Source organism: Vibrio sp. F13, assembly GCF_020806305.2.
Taxonomy (GTDB): domain Bacteria; phylum Pseudomonadota; class Gammaproteobacteria; order Enterobacterales; family Vibrionaceae; genus Vibrio; species Vibrio crassostreae_C.
This window is the reverse complement of the sequence record NZ_CP170176.1, coordinates 444,426-462,614: the sequence shown is the minus strand read 5'-3', so window position 1 is coordinate 462,614 and position 18,189 is coordinate 444,426. Positions and strand designations below refer to the sequence as shown.

Annotated in this window: 21 protein-coding genes; 14 read left to right on the top strand and 7 right to left on the bottom strand. The window is 46.5% G+C overall.

Annotated features, from left to right (window positions below; translation table 11 throughout):
* The first annotated feature begins 2 nt into the window (after window positions 1-2).
* The 11 genes from LMH68_RS17035 (at window position 3) to LMH68_RS16985 (ending at window position 8,066) form a co-directional block, all read left to right on the top strand.
* Entirely contained in the window at window positions 3-434 is a 432-nt protein-coding gene (locus tag LMH68_RS17035) for a nuclear transport factor 2 family protein (protein WP_017061283.1), read from the top strand.
* Window positions 434-1,165: an SDR family NAD(P)-dependent oxidoreductase gene (locus LMH68_RS17030; protein ID WP_017061282.1), complete on the top strand. Its 732-nt coding sequence runs from the start codon at window positions 434-436 to the stop codon at window positions 1,163-1,165. Before LMH68_RS17035 ends, LMH68_RS17030 begins: the two co-directional genes overlap by 1 nt.
* A 2-nt stretch (window positions 1,166-1,167) precedes the next feature.
* Window positions 1,168-2,439: an NAD(P)/FAD-dependent oxidoreductase gene (locus tag LMH68_RS17025; RefSeq protein WP_102428126.1), complete on the top strand. Its 1,272-nt coding sequence runs from the start codon at window positions 1,168-1,170 to the stop codon at window positions 2,437-2,439.
* Window positions 2,436-3,242 (top strand): DUF1365 domain-containing protein, encoded by an 807-nt coding sequence (locus tag LMH68_RS17020; RefSeq protein WP_017061280.1) that lies wholly within the window; start codon window positions 2,436-2,438, stop codon window positions 3,240-3,242. The genes LMH68_RS17025 and LMH68_RS17020 overlap by 4 nt, the downstream gene beginning before the upstream one ends.
* Before the next feature lie 105 nt (window positions 3,243-3,347).
* Entirely contained in the window at window positions 3,348-4,628 is a 1,281-nt protein-coding gene (locus LMH68_RS17015) for an SAM-dependent methyltransferase (protein WP_229647555.1), read from the top strand.
* Window positions 4,606-5,127, top strand: a complete 522-nt coding sequence (locus LMH68_RS17010; protein WP_017061278.1) for a DUF2878 domain-containing protein — start codon at window positions 4,606-4,608, stop codon at window positions 5,125-5,127. The genes LMH68_RS17015 and LMH68_RS17010 overlap by 23 nt, the downstream gene beginning before the upstream one ends.
* Before the next feature lie 3 nt (window positions 5,128-5,130).
* Entirely contained in the window at window positions 5,131-5,706 is a 576-nt protein-coding gene (locus LMH68_RS17005; RefSeq protein WP_017061277.1) for a chalcone isomerase family protein, read from the top strand.
* Complete coding sequence (locus tag LMH68_RS17000; RefSeq protein ID WP_229647556.1) at window positions 5,703-6,245, top strand: DUF3833 domain-containing protein; 543 nt, start codon at window positions 5,703-5,705, stop codon at window positions 6,243-6,245. The genes LMH68_RS17005 and LMH68_RS17000 overlap by 4 nt, the downstream gene beginning before the upstream one ends.
* Before the next feature lie 246 nt (window positions 6,246-6,491).
* Window positions 6,492-6,755, top strand: a complete 264-nt coding sequence (locus tag LMH68_RS16995) for a hypothetical protein (RefSeq protein WP_017061275.1) — start codon at window positions 6,492-6,494, stop codon at window positions 6,753-6,755.
* A gap of 271 nt (window positions 6,756-7,026) precedes the next feature.
* Window positions 7,027-7,695, top strand: a complete 669-nt coding sequence (locus tag LMH68_RS16990) for an SDR family NAD(P)-dependent oxidoreductase (RefSeq protein ID WP_017065090.1) — start codon at window positions 7,027-7,029, stop codon at window positions 7,693-7,695.
* Window positions 7,696-7,826: 131 nt separating this feature from the next.
* On the top strand, window positions 7,827-8,066 hold the full coding sequence (locus LMH68_RS16985) for an RNA recognition motif domain-containing protein (protein ID WP_017061273.1): 240 nt from the start codon (window positions 7,827-7,829) through the stop codon (window positions 8,064-8,066).
* 144 nt (window positions 8,067-8,210) lie between these two features.
* Here the strand turns inward: LMH68_RS16985 and LMH68_RS16980 are convergent, their stop codons facing one another.
* The 4 genes from LMH68_RS16980 to LMH68_RS16965 all read right to left on the bottom strand — a co-directional run bounded on the left by LMH68_RS16980 (window position 8,211) and on the right by LMH68_RS16965 (window position 10,657).
* Window positions 8,211-8,555 carry a ribosome recycling factor family protein gene (locus LMH68_RS16980; RefSeq protein ID WP_017061272.1) on the bottom strand — a complete coding sequence of 115 codons (345 nt, stop codon included), beginning with the start codon at window positions 8,553-8,555 and terminating at the stop codon, window positions 8,211-8,213.
* A 169-nt stretch (window positions 8,556-8,724) separates the two neighbouring features.
* Entirely contained in the window at window positions 8,725-9,192 is a 468-nt protein-coding gene (locus LMH68_RS16975; RefSeq protein ID WP_017065091.1) for an OsmC family protein, read from the bottom strand.
* A gap of 29 nt (window positions 9,193-9,221) precedes the next feature.
* On the bottom strand, window positions 9,222-9,614 hold the full coding sequence (locus LMH68_RS16970; protein ID WP_017057647.1) for a GFA family protein: 393 nt from the start codon (window positions 9,612-9,614) through the stop codon (window positions 9,222-9,224).
* A gap of 113 nt (window positions 9,615-9,727) precedes the next feature.
* On the bottom strand, window positions 9,728-10,657 hold the full coding sequence (locus LMH68_RS16965; protein WP_229647557.1) for a LysR family transcriptional regulator: 930 nt from the start codon (window positions 10,655-10,657) through the stop codon (window positions 9,728-9,730).
* Between the two features lie 173 nt (window positions 10,658-10,830).
* On the opposite strand from LMH68_RS16965, the gene LMH68_RS16960 reads away from it, so the two are divergent.
* The 3 genes from LMH68_RS16960 to LMH68_RS16950 all read left to right on the top strand — a co-directional run bounded on the left by LMH68_RS16960 (window position 10,831) and on the right by LMH68_RS16950 (window position 13,994).
* A complete protein-coding gene (locus tag LMH68_RS16960) occupies window positions 10,831-11,514 on the top strand; it encodes an SDR family oxidoreductase (protein ID WP_102332307.1) in 684 nt (227 codons plus the stop codon).
* A gap of 98 nt (window positions 11,515-11,612) precedes the next feature.
* Window positions 11,613-12,821, top strand: coding sequence for an MFS transporter (locus LMH68_RS16955; RefSeq protein ID WP_229647558.1), 1,209 nt, complete (start codon window positions 11,613-11,615; stop codon window positions 12,819-12,821).
* A gap of 84 nt (window positions 12,822-12,905) precedes the next feature.
* Window positions 12,906-13,994, top strand: a complete 1,089-nt coding sequence (locus LMH68_RS16950) for an alkene reductase (RefSeq protein ID WP_229647559.1) — start codon at window positions 12,906-12,908, stop codon at window positions 13,992-13,994.
* Window positions 13,995-14,301: 307 nt separating this feature from the next.
* On the opposite strand, the gene rlmJ is transcribed toward LMH68_RS16950, so the two are convergent.
* The 3 genes from rlmJ to secD form a co-directional block, all read right to left on the bottom strand.
* Window positions 14,302-15,168: a 23S rRNA (adenine(2030)-N(6))-methyltransferase RlmJ gene (gene rlmJ, locus LMH68_RS16945; RefSeq protein WP_229647560.1), complete on the bottom strand. Its 867-nt coding sequence runs from the start codon at window positions 15,166-15,168 to the stop codon at window positions 14,302-14,304.
* A gap of 235 nt (window positions 15,169-15,403) precedes the next feature.
* Window positions 15,404-16,357 carry a protein translocase subunit SecF gene (gene secF, locus LMH68_RS16940; RefSeq protein WP_017061264.1) on the bottom strand — a complete coding sequence of 318 codons (954 nt, stop codon included), beginning with the start codon at window positions 16,355-16,357 and terminating at the stop codon, window positions 15,404-15,406.
* A gap of 2 nt (window positions 16,358-16,359) precedes the next feature.
* Window positions 16,360-18,159 carry a protein translocase subunit SecD gene (secD, locus tag LMH68_RS16935; protein ID WP_229647561.1) on the bottom strand — a complete coding sequence of 600 codons (1,800 nt, stop codon included), beginning with the start codon at window positions 18,157-18,159 and terminating at the stop codon, window positions 16,360-16,362.
* Between the last annotated feature and the right edge of the window lie 30 nt (window positions 18,160-18,189).

Genomic DNA, 18,189 nt, shown 5'->3' with positions numbered 1-18,189 from the left:
TTATGGATAACTCTCTATGGCTTGATAACTTTCTCAACATGTATCGAGAACTCGGAACCGACAATTTCGACGTGCTTAAGACGGTTTATCACCCTGATATTGAATTCCAAGATCCGCTGCATCATGTCAGCGGTATTTCGGCGCTTACGCACTACTTCGAGAACCTCTACACCCAAGTAACCAGCTGTTACTTTCATATCGAACACACTTTCGAAGCGAACGACGAAGCTTCCGTTTACTGGACGATGCAGTTTGCTCACAAGCAATTAAATGGGCAAAAGCCAATCGAAGTACAAGGGCACAGCCACCTTAAGATGCTCGACGGTCAAGTGGTCTACCACAGAGACTACCTCGACGTCGGCTCTATGTTGTACGAACACATTCCAGTACTGGGCTGCGCGATCAAATCCATCAAAAAGAGGGCGAGCCGATAATGCGTATTATGATTACAGGCGCGACCTCAGGTATCGGCCAATCCCTAGCTAAAGATTACGCTCAGCAAGGGCATCAGGTGATTGCTTGTGGCCGCAACTCAGACAAGCTGCAAGCCTTAGTTGACTCGCACGAGACAGACGTCGCGCATTCATCAATTTCACCGCTCTGTTTCGACTTGACTGATTACCACAACTTCCCAGAACTCGACCAAGACAAGCCGCTCGATCTGCTGATTTTAAATGCGGGTGATTGTGAGTACATCGACGACCCAGTGAATTTTGATGCCGAGCTTTTTGAGCGCGTCATCAACATAAACCTAATTTCAATTGGCTACGCCCTTAAAGCTTGGTTAAAAAACATCAAGCCCGGCGGCCGTTTGGTTTTAGTCAGCTCCAGCGCCAGCTTTTTACCTTTGCCAAGAGCCGAGGCTTATGGCGCTTCAAAGGCAGCCCTCACCTACTTAGGCAGAACACTTTCGGTTGATCTGGCAACGCACAACATTCATGTCTCAATTGTGCACCCTGGCTTTGTTGAAACGCCATTAACCGAGCGAAATACGTTCTCTATGCCTATGATTATTAGTAGTGAGGCCGCAACTCAGCGAATCGTAAATGGTATCGCTCAAGGAAAGAGTGAAATCGATTTCCCAAGACGATTCATCATGTTGATGAAGCTACTAAGAATGCTCCCAACTCCAGTTTGGCAAAAACTCGCTTCAAGGATGGTATAACAATGAAGAAAATCGCCATTATTGGTTCAGGTATCTCTGGACTCACTTGCGCGCATATATTAGATAAGCACCACGACGTAACAGTATTCGAAAAGAATGATTACGTTGGGGGGCACACCGCGACCGTTGATATTGAACATCAAGGCTCGGCGTTTTCGATAGATACAGGTTTCATCGTATTCAACGATCGAACCTACCCGAATTTCAATCAGCTTCTAGAACAACTCGATGTCGAAAGGCAACCGACTGAGATGAGCTTCAGCGTCCACAACACGACGACCAAGTTTGAATACAACGGCCACAGCATTAATTCGTTATTCGCGCAGAGGAGCAACATCTTCAAACCTCAGTTCTGGTCTTTAGTGTCTGACATTCTCAAGTTCAACAAGCTGTGTAAGGCTCAGTTTGAAAGCAATGAATTCACACCAGACGTTACCCTTGGCAGTTTCCTACGAGATAATCAATTTTCCGACTTTTTCAGCCAGCACTACATCTTACCGATGGGCGCGGCGATTTGGTCGACAAGCTTGGAAGAAATGGAAGAGTTTGAGCTCAAGTTCTTCATTCAGTTTTTCTACAACCATGGATTGCTCGATATCGCGAACCGTCCTCAGTGGTATGTGATACCAAAGGGATCGCGTTCTTATGTTGAAATCATCCTTTCACGCCTAAGTAAGACTGTTGCACTGAATACATCGATTAAACAAGTGACTCGCCAAGAAACAGGCGTCACGATTGAATTTGAAGATGGCAGCGCACAAGGTTTCGACGAAGTAATCTTTGCTTGCCACTCAGACCAAGCCTTACGCTTGCTTGGTGATGCAACAGAACAAGAGCAACAGGTACTGGGCGAGATCCCATACAGCCGCAATGAAGTGGTTCTGCACACCGATACTCGCTTGTTACCAGACAGAAAACTGGCTTGGGCAAGCTGGAACTACATGTTGGATGGCGACAGTAAACGACCTGCCTGTGTCACGTACAACATGAACATTCTGCAAGGCATCGAAAGCCAAGACACCTTCTGTGTCACCTTGAATCAAAGCGAAGCCATCGACCCAGAAAAAATTATTCGCAGCTTTGTTTATCATCACCCGGTACTTAATTCGAACACGGTCGAAGCTCAGCACAAGCGTGAGCAAATCTGTGGCAAAAACCAGACGCACTTTGCTGGCGCTTATTGGTATAACGGCTTCCATGAAGACGGTGTCCACAGTGCACTCGATGTGACCAAACGCTTCGGTTTAGATTTGAGTACGAGTTCCGCGCTATGAACAGTCAAACCCTGACACCCGAGATGGGGATCGCATCCGAAAAGAGTGAAGAGCTCAGCGGTATCTATTGGGGTAACGTCAGACATCGCCGCTTTGGCGACATCACTCATGAGTTCAGCTATCAGCTGTATATGATGGGGTTAGATCTTGATGAGCTGCCCCAAACCACAGCGCGCAGTGCGCTGTTCGGAACTCGTTGGTACAACCCGATTCGCTTTGTCGAATCGGATTATCTCGCTGAAAAAAAAGAAAATGTCACCACGGATGAACCAAAATCACTTAAGCAACGTATAGCTTCCAAAGTGCAACAACTTGGTGGGGTTTGGTCTGATTCAAACCGTGTGACGATGCTGGCTCAGTGCCGCTGTTTAGGCATCTACTTCAGCCCAATCAACTGTTTCTTCTGTTATGACGAGACTGGAGATTGTAAGTACATGTTGGCTGAGGTGAGTAACACGCCTTGGCGAGAAAGACACTACTATCTCATCGACATGCACCAAGAATTGAAGGTAAAAAAAGAGTTTCACGTTTCGCCGTTCATGGATTTGAACATGACTTATTTTTGGAAGATTAAGCCACCAGCGAAACGCACGTTAGTTCACATCGAAAGCCGCCGAGACGACAAGCTTTTCGATGCGACACTAGCCCTGACGAAGCAGTCAGTAACCAAGACAAACATTAGACGAACGGTATTCAAGATTCCGGCGATGACGATAAAAGTCGTGATGGGAATTTATTATCAGGCTCTCAAATTATTCCTGAAAAAAGTACCGTTTGTGGCGCATCCAGACTCAACGTCTTAAGCGCACATGAAAGAACTCAATTGAAGCTTGGGTTCGCTCCAATCAAGGAGCAGAACTCAGCTTAGTTGGCACAAAATATTAGAATGAGTTATCAGCGAGGTTTACATGGAACAGCTTGCCAAACAAAACAACAATATTGAACAACAAGCTAAAGCCGTTGCTGTTTCAAGCAACTGTAAATATCGAGCTTTAATCTTCAAGGTGTTAGAAAGCCTGCAATTCGCGACGCTCGAGATCATTGAGCGCGACCAGCATTCGGTGTTCGGTGATCGAGAAGCAGACTTGAAAGGTCGAATCGTGATTCATGATGCGACCTTTTTTAGAGATGTGGTCATCAACGGCAGTATCGGCGCATCTGAAGCCTATATCGATGGTAAATGGACCAGCCCAAATCTAACGCGTGTGATTCAAATCATGGCTCGTAACCAAGCCCAATTGGATGAGCTTGATGACAAGACACAATGGATTTCTCGCATCAAAAACCTATTGCTGCGTCGTAAGAATGCCAACACCGAGCAAGGCTCTAAGCGAAATATTCTCGCCCACTACGATATTGGCAACGAGCTGTATGAGCGCTTCTTAGATAGCTCGATGCAGTACTCTTCCGCAATCTACAGCGAAGACGCAGAAACCTTGTCGAAGGCTCAACAAAACAAAATGAAAACCATCTGTGAGCGACTAGAACTGTCTGAGAAAGATAGCGTGGTCGAGATAGGCACAGGGTGGGGCGGCTTAGCCATCTTCATGGCGCAACACTACGGTTGCCACGTCACCACTACCACGATCTCAGATGCCCAACATGCACTTGCTGAACAGAGAGTAAAAGCGCTTGGTTTAACCGACAAAATCACCCTGCTCAAAGAGGATTATCGCAATCTCACTGGTGAGTATGACAAGTTGGTTTCGATCGAGATGATAGAGGCGGTCGGACATGAGTATCTACAAACCTTCTTTGAAAAATGTTCCTCGCTACTTAAGCCCTCAGGCAAGATGCTGATTCAAGCAATTACTATTGCTGACAGCCGTTACGACAAATACCGCAAAGGTGTCGACTTTATTCAGAAGTACATCTTCCCCGGCGGTTGCCTACCTTCTGTTTCAGTGATGACCCAACACCTTGCGTCCAGCACCGACCTTGTGGTTCAAGAAATTGATGACATTGGCCTGCACTACGCTCGAACGCTGAATGATTGGAACATCGCCTTTGAAAATAGTTGGGAAGAGCTAGAGTCTCTCGGCTATTCAGAAGAGTTTAAACGCTTATGGACCTTCTACTTCTGCTACTGTGAAGGCGCATTCAAAGAGCGCGTGATCAGCACTCACCATGTAGTCGCAAGAAAACCTCGTTACTTTGGAGCAAAAGATGAAGCGGTTTTGGATTATTAATCTCGTACTGTTTCAAGCGACCTGGGTTTGCAGTGCTTTCTTTACCGCGCAAGCCCCGTTCGTCACACCACTGATTGTAGTGGTTCACTTCCTTCTATCACCGACTCGCAGTAGCGATTTGAAGATACTCATTTTATTACCATTGGGGCTATTGCTTGATAGCCTCTTACTCCACTTCGGCGTGTTTGCCGTCGACTCTGAAATTGCGAATCAATCGTGGTTCCCGGTGTGGCTTGTCTGCCTGTGGATCATGTTCTTAATCAGTTTTAACCACAGCCTAAATTGGCTTTTAAAATGCTCGAAAGTGATCTTGTTTGTCATAGGGTTCGTAGCAGGTACTAGTAGTTATTGGGGAGGCATCAAAGCAGGTGCTCTTCTTACTACTTGGCCAGATGCATCGGTAGTTGCTGCCCTTGCAATAAGTTGGGGGATTTTGTTGCCCTTACTGGTGGCCGCCTACTCCAACTTAATACAACCTAAAATGGCAATAACGAGGTGACTTATGGCTTATCCACGCAACCCGACACAAACGTTCAAACCTGAGCGAGGTATTGTTCGCGCTCATCAGCAAGCAAAAAACACACTTCTAAGCTTTATTACTCTCCCGTTAATCTTTGCTGCGCTGTTATTTGCCGGACACGCTAGAGCCTCTGCTGTCGATGATCTGAACAAACGTGGTGAGGGTGAAATGAGTTACCTGTTTTGGACTCTCTACTCGGCAGAATTCTACGCGACTCCAACCAACTCCGAACGAGCTTTGAAGCTTGAGTATTACCGCTCTATCGATAGCAAAGACCTCGTAGACGCTACCGAAGATCAGTGGAACAAGCTTGGCTACTCTGACAGCAACATTCAACGTTGGTTGAAACCCTTGTACGCGATGTGGCCGAACGTGGAAGAAGGAAGCACACTCACGATTCGTGTCGCTGAAGATAACGTAAGTCGTTTTTATTTCGATGAACAACCGATCGGCACCATCCAAGACAAGCAATTTGGTGAAGCCTTTCTAGCGATTTGGTTGTCTGAAAACACCTCTGAACCCGGTCTTCGTAAACAACTTTTAGGTTTGAACAAATGAATCCAAAAACAACAATAATAAAATTTGCTCTGGCATTTTTTTCACTCACTTGGCTAGTGGGCTGTGGCTCTGCAAGTTTAGAAGACCATGTCGACACAACGCCAGAGCTCAAGCTTGAAACCTTTTTTAATGGCGAGCTAATGGCCTACGGCATGGTGCTAGACCGCTCTGGTAACTTACTGCGCCGCTTTGATGCCAAACTGATCGCGACTTGGGACGGTGACAACGGAGAAATAAAAGAGTGGTTCTCTTTTGCTGATGGCGAGCGCTCAACTCGCGTTTGGAATCTGATCAAAACGGGCGAAAACACCTATTCTGGGACTGCCAACGATGTCGTTGGAACCGCTTATGGTGAAACCCAAGGTTCTGCGCTGTATTGGAAATATGACTTAGAGATTGAAGTAGACGGCAGCACCTATGAAGTGGTGCTCGATGATTGGATGTTCTTAATGGACGATAAACGCTTGTTCAACAAGACTGAGATGTCTAAGTTTGGCTTTAAAGTCGGAGAGGTCATCTTATTCATCGAGAAGATTTGATGTAACTGCCGTTTCTGATTCTTAGTTTCAAATCGATGACTACATCTCCAGTACGTAACAAAACAGCCCACAACGAAAATTGTGGGCTGTTTTGTTTGATCCCTCGAATAGCATACCTGCATGCTCAAGCCATTGTGCTAAGATGCGCCACCAGCATACAAATGGACTAGACTGACACTAAGCAGTCCCCATTTGTTTCGCTAAGCGTAGATTCCCTACCATGAATAATTGAAAAGGCTTTAAAGCATGAGCAAGTTGACCTCAGCGGAGCGTAAAGCTCGCGACAATGAACGTTTCTCACAACGCGTAAACGACCGCAGAGAAAAAGGTGAAGACGTAGTTGCTTACGCACTGACCAACAAAAAAGCTGTAAAATTCCTGACTAAGTCAGAGAAAAAACGTTTCAACGAAACGAGAGCGACTCTGCAAGAAGAGAAGCGAGTGAAAGAACAAGAAGAGCTTAACCGAATCGAAGACGCGTTCACGATCAAACAGTTCGACGACGAATAATCACTTATGATTACTCAAAAGCGCTGGCTCTATGCCGGCGCTTTTACTTGTTAGTTCGTTGTTTTTTAACGCTGTTATTTCTTGCTAAACCCGTCGATTCTTAACGGCTTTCCCCCACTTTCTTAGCTCAGCCTTACCGCTCGACCGATCACCCAAGCTATCAACCTATCAACCTATCAACCAGGCTATCGATCAACTTTAGCCATAGATCTCAGAAAATCTTAGCCTAGCCCCTTACTATCTCGAATCAACTCTACAAATTGAAGACAGTATGATTTTAATTACCGGATCAAGCAGCGGTTTAGGCGCAGCTCTCGCGAAACAATATGCTAACGCCGACGCTCAGCGCGTAGCCATTACAGGTCGCAATGCACAACGTTTAGCAGAAGTGGCGCAAGGCCTACCTGCGAATACCATTAGCCAAGCGTGTGATCTCTGTGACCCGCACTCAGTGAGCGAGTTATTGGATGCGTTACCTGAAATGCCGAAGCTGGTGATCCACAGCGCTGGCAGTGGGTACTTCGGTAAGATAGAACAGCAAGATCCAACCATCATCAGCGACATGCTGAAGAACAATATTGAGTCTTCGATCTTTTTGATTCGCGAGCTTGTACAGCGCTACAAAGATCAATCGGTCACCATCGCTGTGGTGATGTCGACGGCGGCACAAGGTGCTAAAGCGGAAGAGTCCACCTACTGCGCGGCAAAATGGGCCGTGAAAGGCTTTATCGAATCGGTAAGGTTAGAGCTAAAAGGTCACCCGATGAAAATCGTGGCGGTTTACCCTGGAGGAATGGCGACCGAGTTTTGGAATACAAGCGGTAAAGGCATGGATACCTCGAGCTTTATGACCGCGCAAGAAGCCGCTCAGATGCTACAACAGGCGTTGACCAGCACAGAGCATGGATTCGTGTCAGATATCACGATAAACCGCGGCTAGCAGGTAAACAGCTCGCTTAATCGGTAAATAGAGCGACACATTACCAAAGAAATGATTAGAGTAATTATTTGTGAGGGTGAGCATGAAAGTGTGCGACAATGCTCGGCGTAAATTCATATTCAAGGTTTATTATGAAACTTCTAGTTCGTAACCTATCGCGCTCTACCTCTGAGCAAGACATCCGTGTGCTATTTTCTGAGTTTGGCTCAGTAAAAGAGTGCAGCCTAGTTTTAGACCAAGAAACTGGCGACTCAAAAGGCTTCGCTTTTGTTGAAATGCCAGAGCAAGAAGAAGCTAAAGCGGCACTAAACAAGCTGAACTTGTCAAAGCTTGGCAAAAACACGATTCGTGTAAAAGTAGCGAACTCTTAATCGATTCAATGCTTCATCAGCCGCATGGCTTAGCTTAACAGCAGCACAGATGATAAAGCCCGTAACGATATGACGTTTTCCAGCGCAATATCGTTACGGGCTTTTTGCTGCTCGCAATTCTCTTTTCACACGATTTGAATACGCCTACAGACCTTCATGTTCATCAATAGCACGTCTTGCTTCGGCCATTGAACATCCAGATTCCATCACCAGCTGAGCCACAGTCATTGAAGGTGTAGCGGCCAACAGAGATGCCAAACACACCACGGGTTTAGGCAGCACTTTGTCGATTGCAATTGCTATCCAACCGTCTTTTTCATGGGTTAACATCGTTTTAAATTCAACGAGTTGATACTCTTGAGCGACCAACAGCCAATTACGCGAACGACGAACTCGTTTCAACTGACATCCACATTCCGCAGCATTCACCATCACTTGGCTTTTATCACTCACACGATGTACAAAACTATTCAATGGGACGCTAAACATAACTCTCTGCTAATCAATCTATTCCTACCATTCAAGAGCTCTCTACCTATCTCTCAAAACTTTCTAACTGTCACTCAATTAAAACCGTACGTAGGATTACACAGACACAAAAAAACCGCCAGTGATGCACTAAGCAACCTCGCGGTTTTTGGATGTTAACGTGTGTGGTTTACGCTTTAGTTTCTACCACAATGTCCGTTTTTACCGAGTTCGCGATAAAGCAGTTTTTGTGCGCCAAGTGGTGCAGTTTGTCGAGCTGCTTGGCGGTGGGCTTTTTGGTACCTAAAAACACAATTTTAGGGCGCAGAGTCACCTTAGTGACCGATGAGCGGCCAGATTCATCTTCTTCCAGCACACCAATCGCATCATCGACATAGGAGTCGATCACGTACTTCTGCTTTGCGGCAATGCCCAAAAACGTCAGCATATGGCAGCTAGAAAGTGCCGCGATAAACGCTTCTTCTGGATCAACATTCGCTTCCACCGAAAACGGCAGTGGCACAACATGTGGAGAGGACGAAGCAGGCACAGTGACACCACCATCGAACTCCCACGTATGACCTCGACTGTATTGATTGTCGCTAAAGACTTCATCTTCTGCTTTTTTCCAGCGAATGATCGCTCCGTATTCAGACATAATTTCTTCCCTTTTTAAAGCTCAATAAATTAACGATCAGCTGGATGATTGACACCATCGTTGGTCACCACATCACCAATATCAAAAGGATTCACCCCTTCCAAACAGCCGATGTTAAAACCGTATTCGTTTGGGCTAGAACGGCGCTGATGATGGGTATAGATACCGCAGTTTGAGCAGAAGTAATGCTTCGCGGTATTGGTATTGAATTGGTAAAGCTTGAGATGCTCTGCACCTTTAAGGATCTTGATGCCATCCAGCGCAACAGAGCCCACAATCGCTCCCCTGCGACGACAGATCGAGCAATCACAGCGGCGTGGTTTTTCTATCCCGTTAGGTAAACTGAGCTCTAGTTCAACCGCACCGCAATGGCAGGTTGCCTTGTGAAAAGGTTGGATAACCGTATCTCCGACGACTTTCATTTTTCTCTCCAATCACATCCTTATGTTGGTCGTATCATAACCAGTTCAATGTTCTCTGTCCGTACCCGGGTGTTGAGTTCGAGAGATCTGTCATGCGCTGCTTCTCGGCTAATCTAACTAGACTTTTCAACCAAATCGCCAAACCGCTCAAACAAGAAATCAAGAAACAACCGGATACGCTTGGGCTGATATTTCTTGCTGATGTACACCACATTCAAATCGGCACTCGACACCGACATCGCGGTGTTGAAGTTCTTCATGTAGCCATTAAGTAGCGTCACAAGGCGTTGGTTATTGATGTCATCTTGCACATCGAGTACCGACTTCAACGCAATCCCTTCTCCTTGCAATGCCCAGTATCGAATCACTTCACCATCGTCTGAAAAGCGCTTCGGCACAACCGTCACAGCCTTCTTCATATCATGATCTTGAAAGTGCCATGTCTTGAGCTCTTCATTGCTACGCAGCATAGCCAAACAGTCATGTTCAACCAAATCTTGTGGCTTGATCGGCGTGCCGTGTTTGGCGAGATATTCTGGTGAAGCACACAGCACACGTCGGCTTGGTGACAAGCGTCTGGATATCAAACTGCTGTCGACCAGTTCACCATAACGGACCACGATATCCATGCCAGATTCAGCAATATTCGAGAGGTTATCGTTTAAATACAGGTAAGGGATCACGTCCGGATACTGCTGGCAAAACTCCGAAAGTATAGGAAGAATGTACTGCTTTCCGATGTCTTTAGGCGCGGCGATTTTTAGCGAGCCTTTGACTTCTTTTACGCCATTTTGAATCAGGTTTTCGGCCTCACTGACGTTGTCTAAAATCTCCAAACATGCCTTGTGATACAGCTCCCCTGAGTCGGTCAAAGACACATGACGCGTGCTTCGATTCAACAACTTCACACCATATCGTTCTTCAAGCGCCTGCAGCCTTGCTGTCATGGTCGCAGGAGAAAGCCCTAACTCTCGCCCCGCCGCCGCTAACCCGTGATGCTTAACAATACTGACGAACATCGCCATATCTGAAAACTTATCCATACGATTCTCGCTTCCACCTCTTTGTCTTACTTCTCGATCTTAATGCTCGATTTGAATACTCAGTCACACTATTCAGGTTAACCGAATAATGAATTTATATTTTAACCAATTATCAAATTTAGTCGAATAAATATAATGGCAAACATCAACAGAACAACGCAGGAATTCAGAGCATGACTAACGAATCGACTAAACAAGAGAAACACACTTTCGTCATCATTGGTGGCACATCAGGTATCGGCAAGGCACTCGCGATGAAATTGAGAAACGAAAACAACACAGTGCACATCGCTAGCCGACATACAGGACTTGATATCAGCAATGAAAAATCAATTTGTGAATACTTTGAATCGATTGGCGTGTTTGACCACTTAATCGTAACGGCTGGCTCATCCGCTCCCGCAGGAAAAGTAACAGACGTAGCAACCGCAGACGCCAAGACAGCTTTTGACACTAAGTTTTGGGGCAGCTTAAACGTAGCCAAACATGCCGCTCGTTACATGACACCAAACGGGTCTATCACGTTCACAACTGGCATGTTGTCACGCAAAGTTGTTGCTGGTACTTACGTAAAAACCGCCATCAACGCCGCACTAGAAAGCGTAACCAAAATACTGGCGAAAGAGCTATCACCTATTCGAGTCAATGCCGTTAGCCCGGGTTTAACCATGACGGAAGCCTACAAAAACATGGACGATTCCGCTCGTACAAGCATGTACGACAACGCCAAAAACAACCTACCCGCAGGCAAGGTTGGCGAGCCTTCAGAGATAGCCATGGGTTACCTGTTCGTAATTAATAACCCATACGTCACAGGGTCAATCATCGATATCGATGGCGGCGCTCTACTCGGCTAACACTCCGCAAAGAAGCAAAGAAGCAAAGACATAAAGAACAATCGTTAGGGCGTGTATCTCACGTCCTAACAAACAAGAATTAACACAGGTACTTCACTATGAAATCAGAAGCGATCCATAAAGAAAAGATCCCATTCCAAGTTTGGATACTGACACTCGCAGCTTTTGCCATCGGCACCGCTGAGTTTGTTATTGCAGGCATCCTTCCACAAATTGCCACATCCCTTTCGATCACCGAAGGTCAAGCCGGATACCTAATCAGTGCTTACGCATTGGCTATCGTTATTGGTGGCCCGATCTTAACCATCTACCTCGCACGTTTTAACAAGAAGATGGTACTGATTGGCTTAATGGCACTGTTCATCATCGGTAATGTCTTATCAGCCCTTGCTCCTAGCTACCCACTTCTACTTGCCAGCCGTGTTATCGCAGGCTTAGTGCAAGGCCCTTTTTATGGTATCGGTGCGGTTGTTGCAACCAACTTAGTGTCTGAAAAAATGGCAGGTCGTGCCGTTGGCCAAATGTTCGCAGGCTTAACACTCGCTAACGTTCTTGGCGTTCCAGCTGGTACATGGGTCAGCTTGCAATTCGGCTGGCACACTACTTTCTTTACCGTGGCAGCACTTGGCACTATCGCGATGCTTGCAATTTTGATATCGATTAAATCGACAGGTCACAGTGAAGCGAAAGACATCAAAACTCAGCTTCTAGCGTTCAAAAACCCAATGCTGCTGATCAGCTTGGCAATCACTGCTTTTGCTTGGTCTGGCTTCATGACGCTATACGGATACCTTGCGCCAATCGCTATGCACATCACCGGCTACGGTCAAGAGTCTGTTACTTGGATCTTAGTGATTGTGGGTGTCGGCTTAATCATCGGTAACACCTTGGGCGGACGCTCTTCAGATAAAAACCTAGGAAAAGCTTCAATGTTTTGGGCTATCGCGATGATCATTTCATTGGTGGTAGTTGGCCTTGTGGTAAACAACAAAATCCTATTCGTTGCAGCTACATTTGTCTTTGGTATTGCATCATTTGCGAACGTCCCTGCCATGCAACTGCGAGTAATGAACCACGGTGGCGAAGGGCAAGAGCTAGCAGCAACTGCGAATATCTCAGCGTTTAACTTAGCCAATGCCTTTGGTGGATTCCTTGGCGGCATGGTACTCGACAGCCAACTAGGCGCAGGCATGATTCCGTTCGCAGCCGTTGTGGTTCCTATCGTCGGCTTGTTCTTAATCGCTAAAGCTAACCGAAACGAGAAACCACAAAGCAACTCAATATTTGCACCAACAGAAGCTAAATAATTTAAGAACTCCGTAACTTCAAAGTGCCAATTCATTATCAAACTGGAATTGGCACAGCACTACAAATTCATAAAGGTAGAGATCATGAACAAGTTATTCGAAACATCAGAACTGAAAGGCCTAGAGCTGCAAAACCGTGTCGTTATGGCACCCATGACACGCGCTCGCACTAGCCAACCTGGAAACGTGCCAAACGACATAATGGCGACTTATTACCAACAACGAGCAAGTGCAGGGCTTATCATCACTGAAGCCACACAAATTTCAGATGATTCCCAAGGTTACTCATTCACACCCGGCGTCTATACCGATGCGCAAATCGAAGGTTGGAAATCAGTAACAACAGCAGCAAAAGAGCAAGGTGCCGCGATATTCTGCCAACTATGGCACGTAGGCCGAGTATCACACCCTACCTTTCAAAAAGGCGAGTTGCCGATTGCACCTTCTGCACTGGCACCCATAGAAACGCAGGTTTGGATCTCTGATGAAAATGGTAACGGCAACATGGTGGATTGCATCCAACCAAGAGAGATGACCCAAGCAGACATCGATCGTGTTGTTCAAGATTTTGCTAACTCAGCGAAAAAAGCTGTCGAGGCAGGGTTCAACGGAGTGGAAATCCACGGTGGTAATGGCTACCTCATCGATCAATTCCTAAGAACCAATTCAAATAAGCGCACCGACAACTATGGTGGCAGTCGTGAGAACCGACTTCGCTTTCTAATTGAAGTCGTGGATGCGGTAATTGAAGCGATTGGTGCTGACAAAGTGGGCGTACGTTTAGCCCCATTCATCACCTTCAAAGACATGAACTGCCCAGACATCGTGCCAACGATTTTAGAAGCGTCAAAGGAACTGCAGGCTCGTAATATCGCTTATCTACACCTATCAGAAGCCGATTGGGATGACGCGCCTGTGATACCTGAAAGCTTCCGTGTCGAACTAAGAGAGTTGTTCTCTAACACCATCATCGTTGCTGGCAGCTACACACCAGAACGCGCCGAAGAAGTGTTAAGCAAAGGCTACGCCGACCTTGTCGCATTCGGTCGCCCATTCGTTGCTAACCCAGATCTAGTTTCACGCCTACAAAACGGCAGCGAACTATCCGATCTCGATGGCGCCACTCTGTTCGGCGGCAACGAAAAAGGCTACATCGATTATCCAGCGTTGTAGTGAATTTGGAGGAGGTGATGGTTTCTAACCACTAGAAACATTTCCTTCAGGCAAAAGAAAGGCTCGCATGACTAGTGCGAGCCTTATGCAGTTTAGGGGGTAAACCACAATCTAGTTTAATCTTAAGATTAATTATTTAACTTATGAGCCATTATGCACTTGTGCGCATTGATATTCTATTTTTAAATGATTCACTGCAATTAATCAATCGATAAAAGTTAGCGTTTGGTCAATTTAAACCACATAGATAACAGTGGTTTAGTTAGTGATGTCTAGAAAACCATCATAAAACCCATAAAAATCAGATCTATAAACTTCTCATTTGCCAGTAACCTTCACCATTAGTCGCGAGTTGGCTGTGTAAATAATCGAGCGTATCTGCGACCGTTCCCGCAATGCCTTGTGGTGGATTGAACAACAGCAAACCACTACCGATCAGGCGATCATCACCCTTAGGATCTCGAAGGCGAAGCTCCGACTTGATCGGACTTGGTAGCAAGCCATCTTTTACCGCTGTCACGCAGTGATTCAGAATCAGTGAGCTCTTATCATCCGTGTAAAGCGGATACCAAATCAGGGCCGAAACCTTCTCAGATTGCTGATATGCCTTAACCAAGGCATCAATCACCGCGAGATATTCAGAATCGGTTTCATAGGGTGGGTCGATAACAATCAGGTGATGATTATCGTGTTTTGCTATGTCGTCAGGCAGTGCTTTCAAGCCATCGCCCGCGGTAATGGTGAGCTTACTTGAGACATCAAGATCGCGTTGCAGCTTCTCAATGTTGGTTTGTAATAAGTCGGCTTCATCTTGCTGAATGTCTGAAAAATAGAAGCTATCTTGGCTGCGGCCTTGTTGGTAGGTGATGGCTGCAGAACCCGGATAGAGAGAGATAAGTTGGTTCGGATTGTAGTATTCCAGCACCGACATAAAAGAAGCGAATGCCGGAGGAAGATAAGCCTTGTTTCGCCACAAGTACCCAACCCCTTCAGCAAACTCACCAGCATGATTACTTGGTGCAGTGTTGAGGTCATAACACCCTGTACCAGAGTGGGTGTCGATAACATTGAGGCGTGAATGTTGCTGCATTAATGACTGAACAAGTGCACTCAATACTGGATGCTTTAGCGCATCACCATGGTCGCCTACATGACATTGATGTCGATATTCCATTCCCTTGCCTCATTTCTACGAACGTCATCTAAACATACTTCATATCATGAGGGCTTGCCTGCTCAATCCATCGTTTTTTGAAATAGGCTCACTTTTCTCTAACCAGTTGACTCTTATAAAAAATAAAGCCCCTGAGCTTACTTAGGGGGCTAAGTGAGTTCAGGGGCTTTCATTATTGGTTTCGGTTAATAGCGTAAGTAAATCGGCCTACCGTGCATAAGCTAGCTTAGCTTGACTAAGGGTACTCACCCTCAACTTCCACTGGCGCTTTCACTTGGTAGTGACAAGGCTGTAGGCCAAGTAACTTGGGCAGTGTGATACCGACCGAAACGGAAGACCACGTACCGCTGACAATGCCGACAACGAGTGCAATAGCGAAACCTTGCAGCGCAGCGCCACCCAGTAGCCAAAGCGCTGATACGGTAATTAGCGTAGTTCCTGAAGTCACCATGGTGCGTGAGAAGGTCGCTTTAACCGATTCGTTAAGCAGGTTATCAGTATCACCGTTTGGGTTGCCGCGCAGCATTTCGCGCACACGGTCGGCGATGATGATCGAGTCATTCAATGAATAACCGAGAATCGCTAGCACAGCCGCCAATACGGTCAGGTTGAACTCAAACTGAGTAAAAGCGAATAGACCCAAGATAAGCGTCACGTCATAGATGATCGCGGCAAGCGCACCCAGAGCCAAACGCCATTCAAATCGCACACTCAGGTACAGCATGATCATCAAGAAACACACCAATACCGCCAAGCCACCTTGATCAACCATGTCTTGACCCACCTGAGGGCCAACCACGCTGCTGTTCAGCACTTTTACTTGGTCACTTACAGAAGACAAAGCATCCACTAAGTTTGGCTGTGGAGCGTCTGTCAGTTGGCTGTAACGAATAGTCCAGCGATCCTGCTCTGCCATACCAACCACTTGAACGTCTTGTTGAAAAGCCGTATCAAGTTTTGTTTTTAACGCATCTTTGGTGACTTGATCAGAGAGCTGAACCTCAGCAACCACACCACCTGTGAAGTCCAAGCCCCAGTTAAAACCTTTCACCGCCACCAGCATCACAGAGCTCATGAACAGCACAATAGATATCGCAGACATCACCTTACGAAGGCGAGTCATATTCTTATCCGAAATATAGCTATTTGAAAAATAGCGGTCTGAAATAGTCATTTTTGAAGTACTCATGCTTAAATCCTTACATCGTGGCGTTGGTCACGCCCCCAAACCAAATTGATGATTGCTCGTGAAGCAAAAATACCCGTAAACATACTGGTTAGAAGACCTAAGCCCAGTGTCAGAGCGAAGCCCTGAATCGGTCCATTACCAATGGTATATAGAGCCACAGCAACGATCATGGTAGTGACGTTAGCATCGAAAATTGACGAGAATGCGCTATCGAAACCACGATCGATAGAGCTAGCAAAGCTGCGCCCTTCTTTCATCTTGTCTCGAATACGCTCGAAGATAAGCACGTTAGTGTCCACCGCCATACCAACGGTCAGCACTAGACCCGCAATACCCGGTAGAGTTAATACCGCACCCGGTAGCAGCGCAATCAAACCAAACAATGTGGTCATGTTAACCACCAATGCACAGTTCGCGACCCAACCTAAGCGGCGGTACCATAGCGCCATAAACGTTAGCGTAAGGCCAAGACCAAGTGCCAAAGCAGCAAAGCCGTTAGTTACATTTTCAGCACCCAAAGATGGGCCAATGGTACGTTCTTCAATGATGGTCACAGGCGCAGTCAATGACCCCGCACGCAGCAGTAACGCAAGCTCTTGCGCATCAGCTAAGCTGCCAGCACCTGTGATTCTGAAGCGGCTACCCAGTTGAGATTGGATGTTTGCCACACTAATCACTTCGCTGTCTTGCTTGCTGTTGCCTGCTCTATCACGGCTGTATTCGCTGTACACCGTTGCCATTGGCTTACCGATGTTATGACGTGAGAACTCAGACATTTTCTTACCACCAGAAGAATCCAGCGTAATGTTGACTTCTGCACTGCCCATTTCACCAATACCACTGCGAGCATCAATAATGTGTTCGCCACTCAACACAGCCTTGCGGTCGACGACCACACGGTTGCCGTCTGAATCTTTCAGGGTTTGAGTACTGCGAGTGGCATTGTCGTACACCGAATAGAACGCCAATGATGCCGTTGCACCAATCACGTCTTTCGCGGCTGCAGGGTCTTGTACACCCGGCAACTCGATACGGATACGGCTTTCACCTTGGCGTTGAATCGATGCCTCAGTGATGCCTAGCTCTTCAATACGGCTGCGCATGATTTGCAGGTTTTGTTGAACCGTAAGGTTGCGTAGCGTTCTTTGTTCTTCTTCAGACTGAGTTAACGTTAGCGACTTGTCTGATCGGTTACGTAGCCATTGTGGGAACTCTTGACGAATCAGCTTCTGGGCTTTTTCGAAATCGGCGTCGGTACGGAAATCAAACTGAACTTGGTTGTTCACCACTTTACCGCGGGCATAACGCACTTCGCTCGTGATCTCGTCGACCACCGCTTGAGCTTGCGCGTGATAAACCGGTGCCATATCCACTTCTAGCAAGAACTGCACGCCACCGCGTAAATCAAGGCCTAATTGAATCGGTGCGAAGCCCATGTCAGTCAGCCATTTTGGTGCAGCTGGCTCCATCGCTAAAGCAACGGTTGCGCTGTCTAGTAGGCGCTCATTAAGTACTTCTTTGGCTTTCGCTTGCTGCTCTGCATCTTCTAAGATCACAACTAAGCGTTTGTCTTTTTGAAAGGCTGATGTCGCTTGGATGCCTTCGCTCGCGAGATATTGAGTAATTTGAGTGGCGTCGATCGTCTGTTCAGAACGGTTGCTAATTTGAACCGAGGCGTTCTCGCCATACCAAGAAGGTAAAGCACTCAGAACCATAACGATGATAGTGGCGATAAGCACCACGTATTTCCACTTTGAGTAGTGGTTGATTTGTTTTCTTGGAATGCGTTTTTTCACAGTCAAGATCTCTTCTTTTTACCAATCACAGTAAAT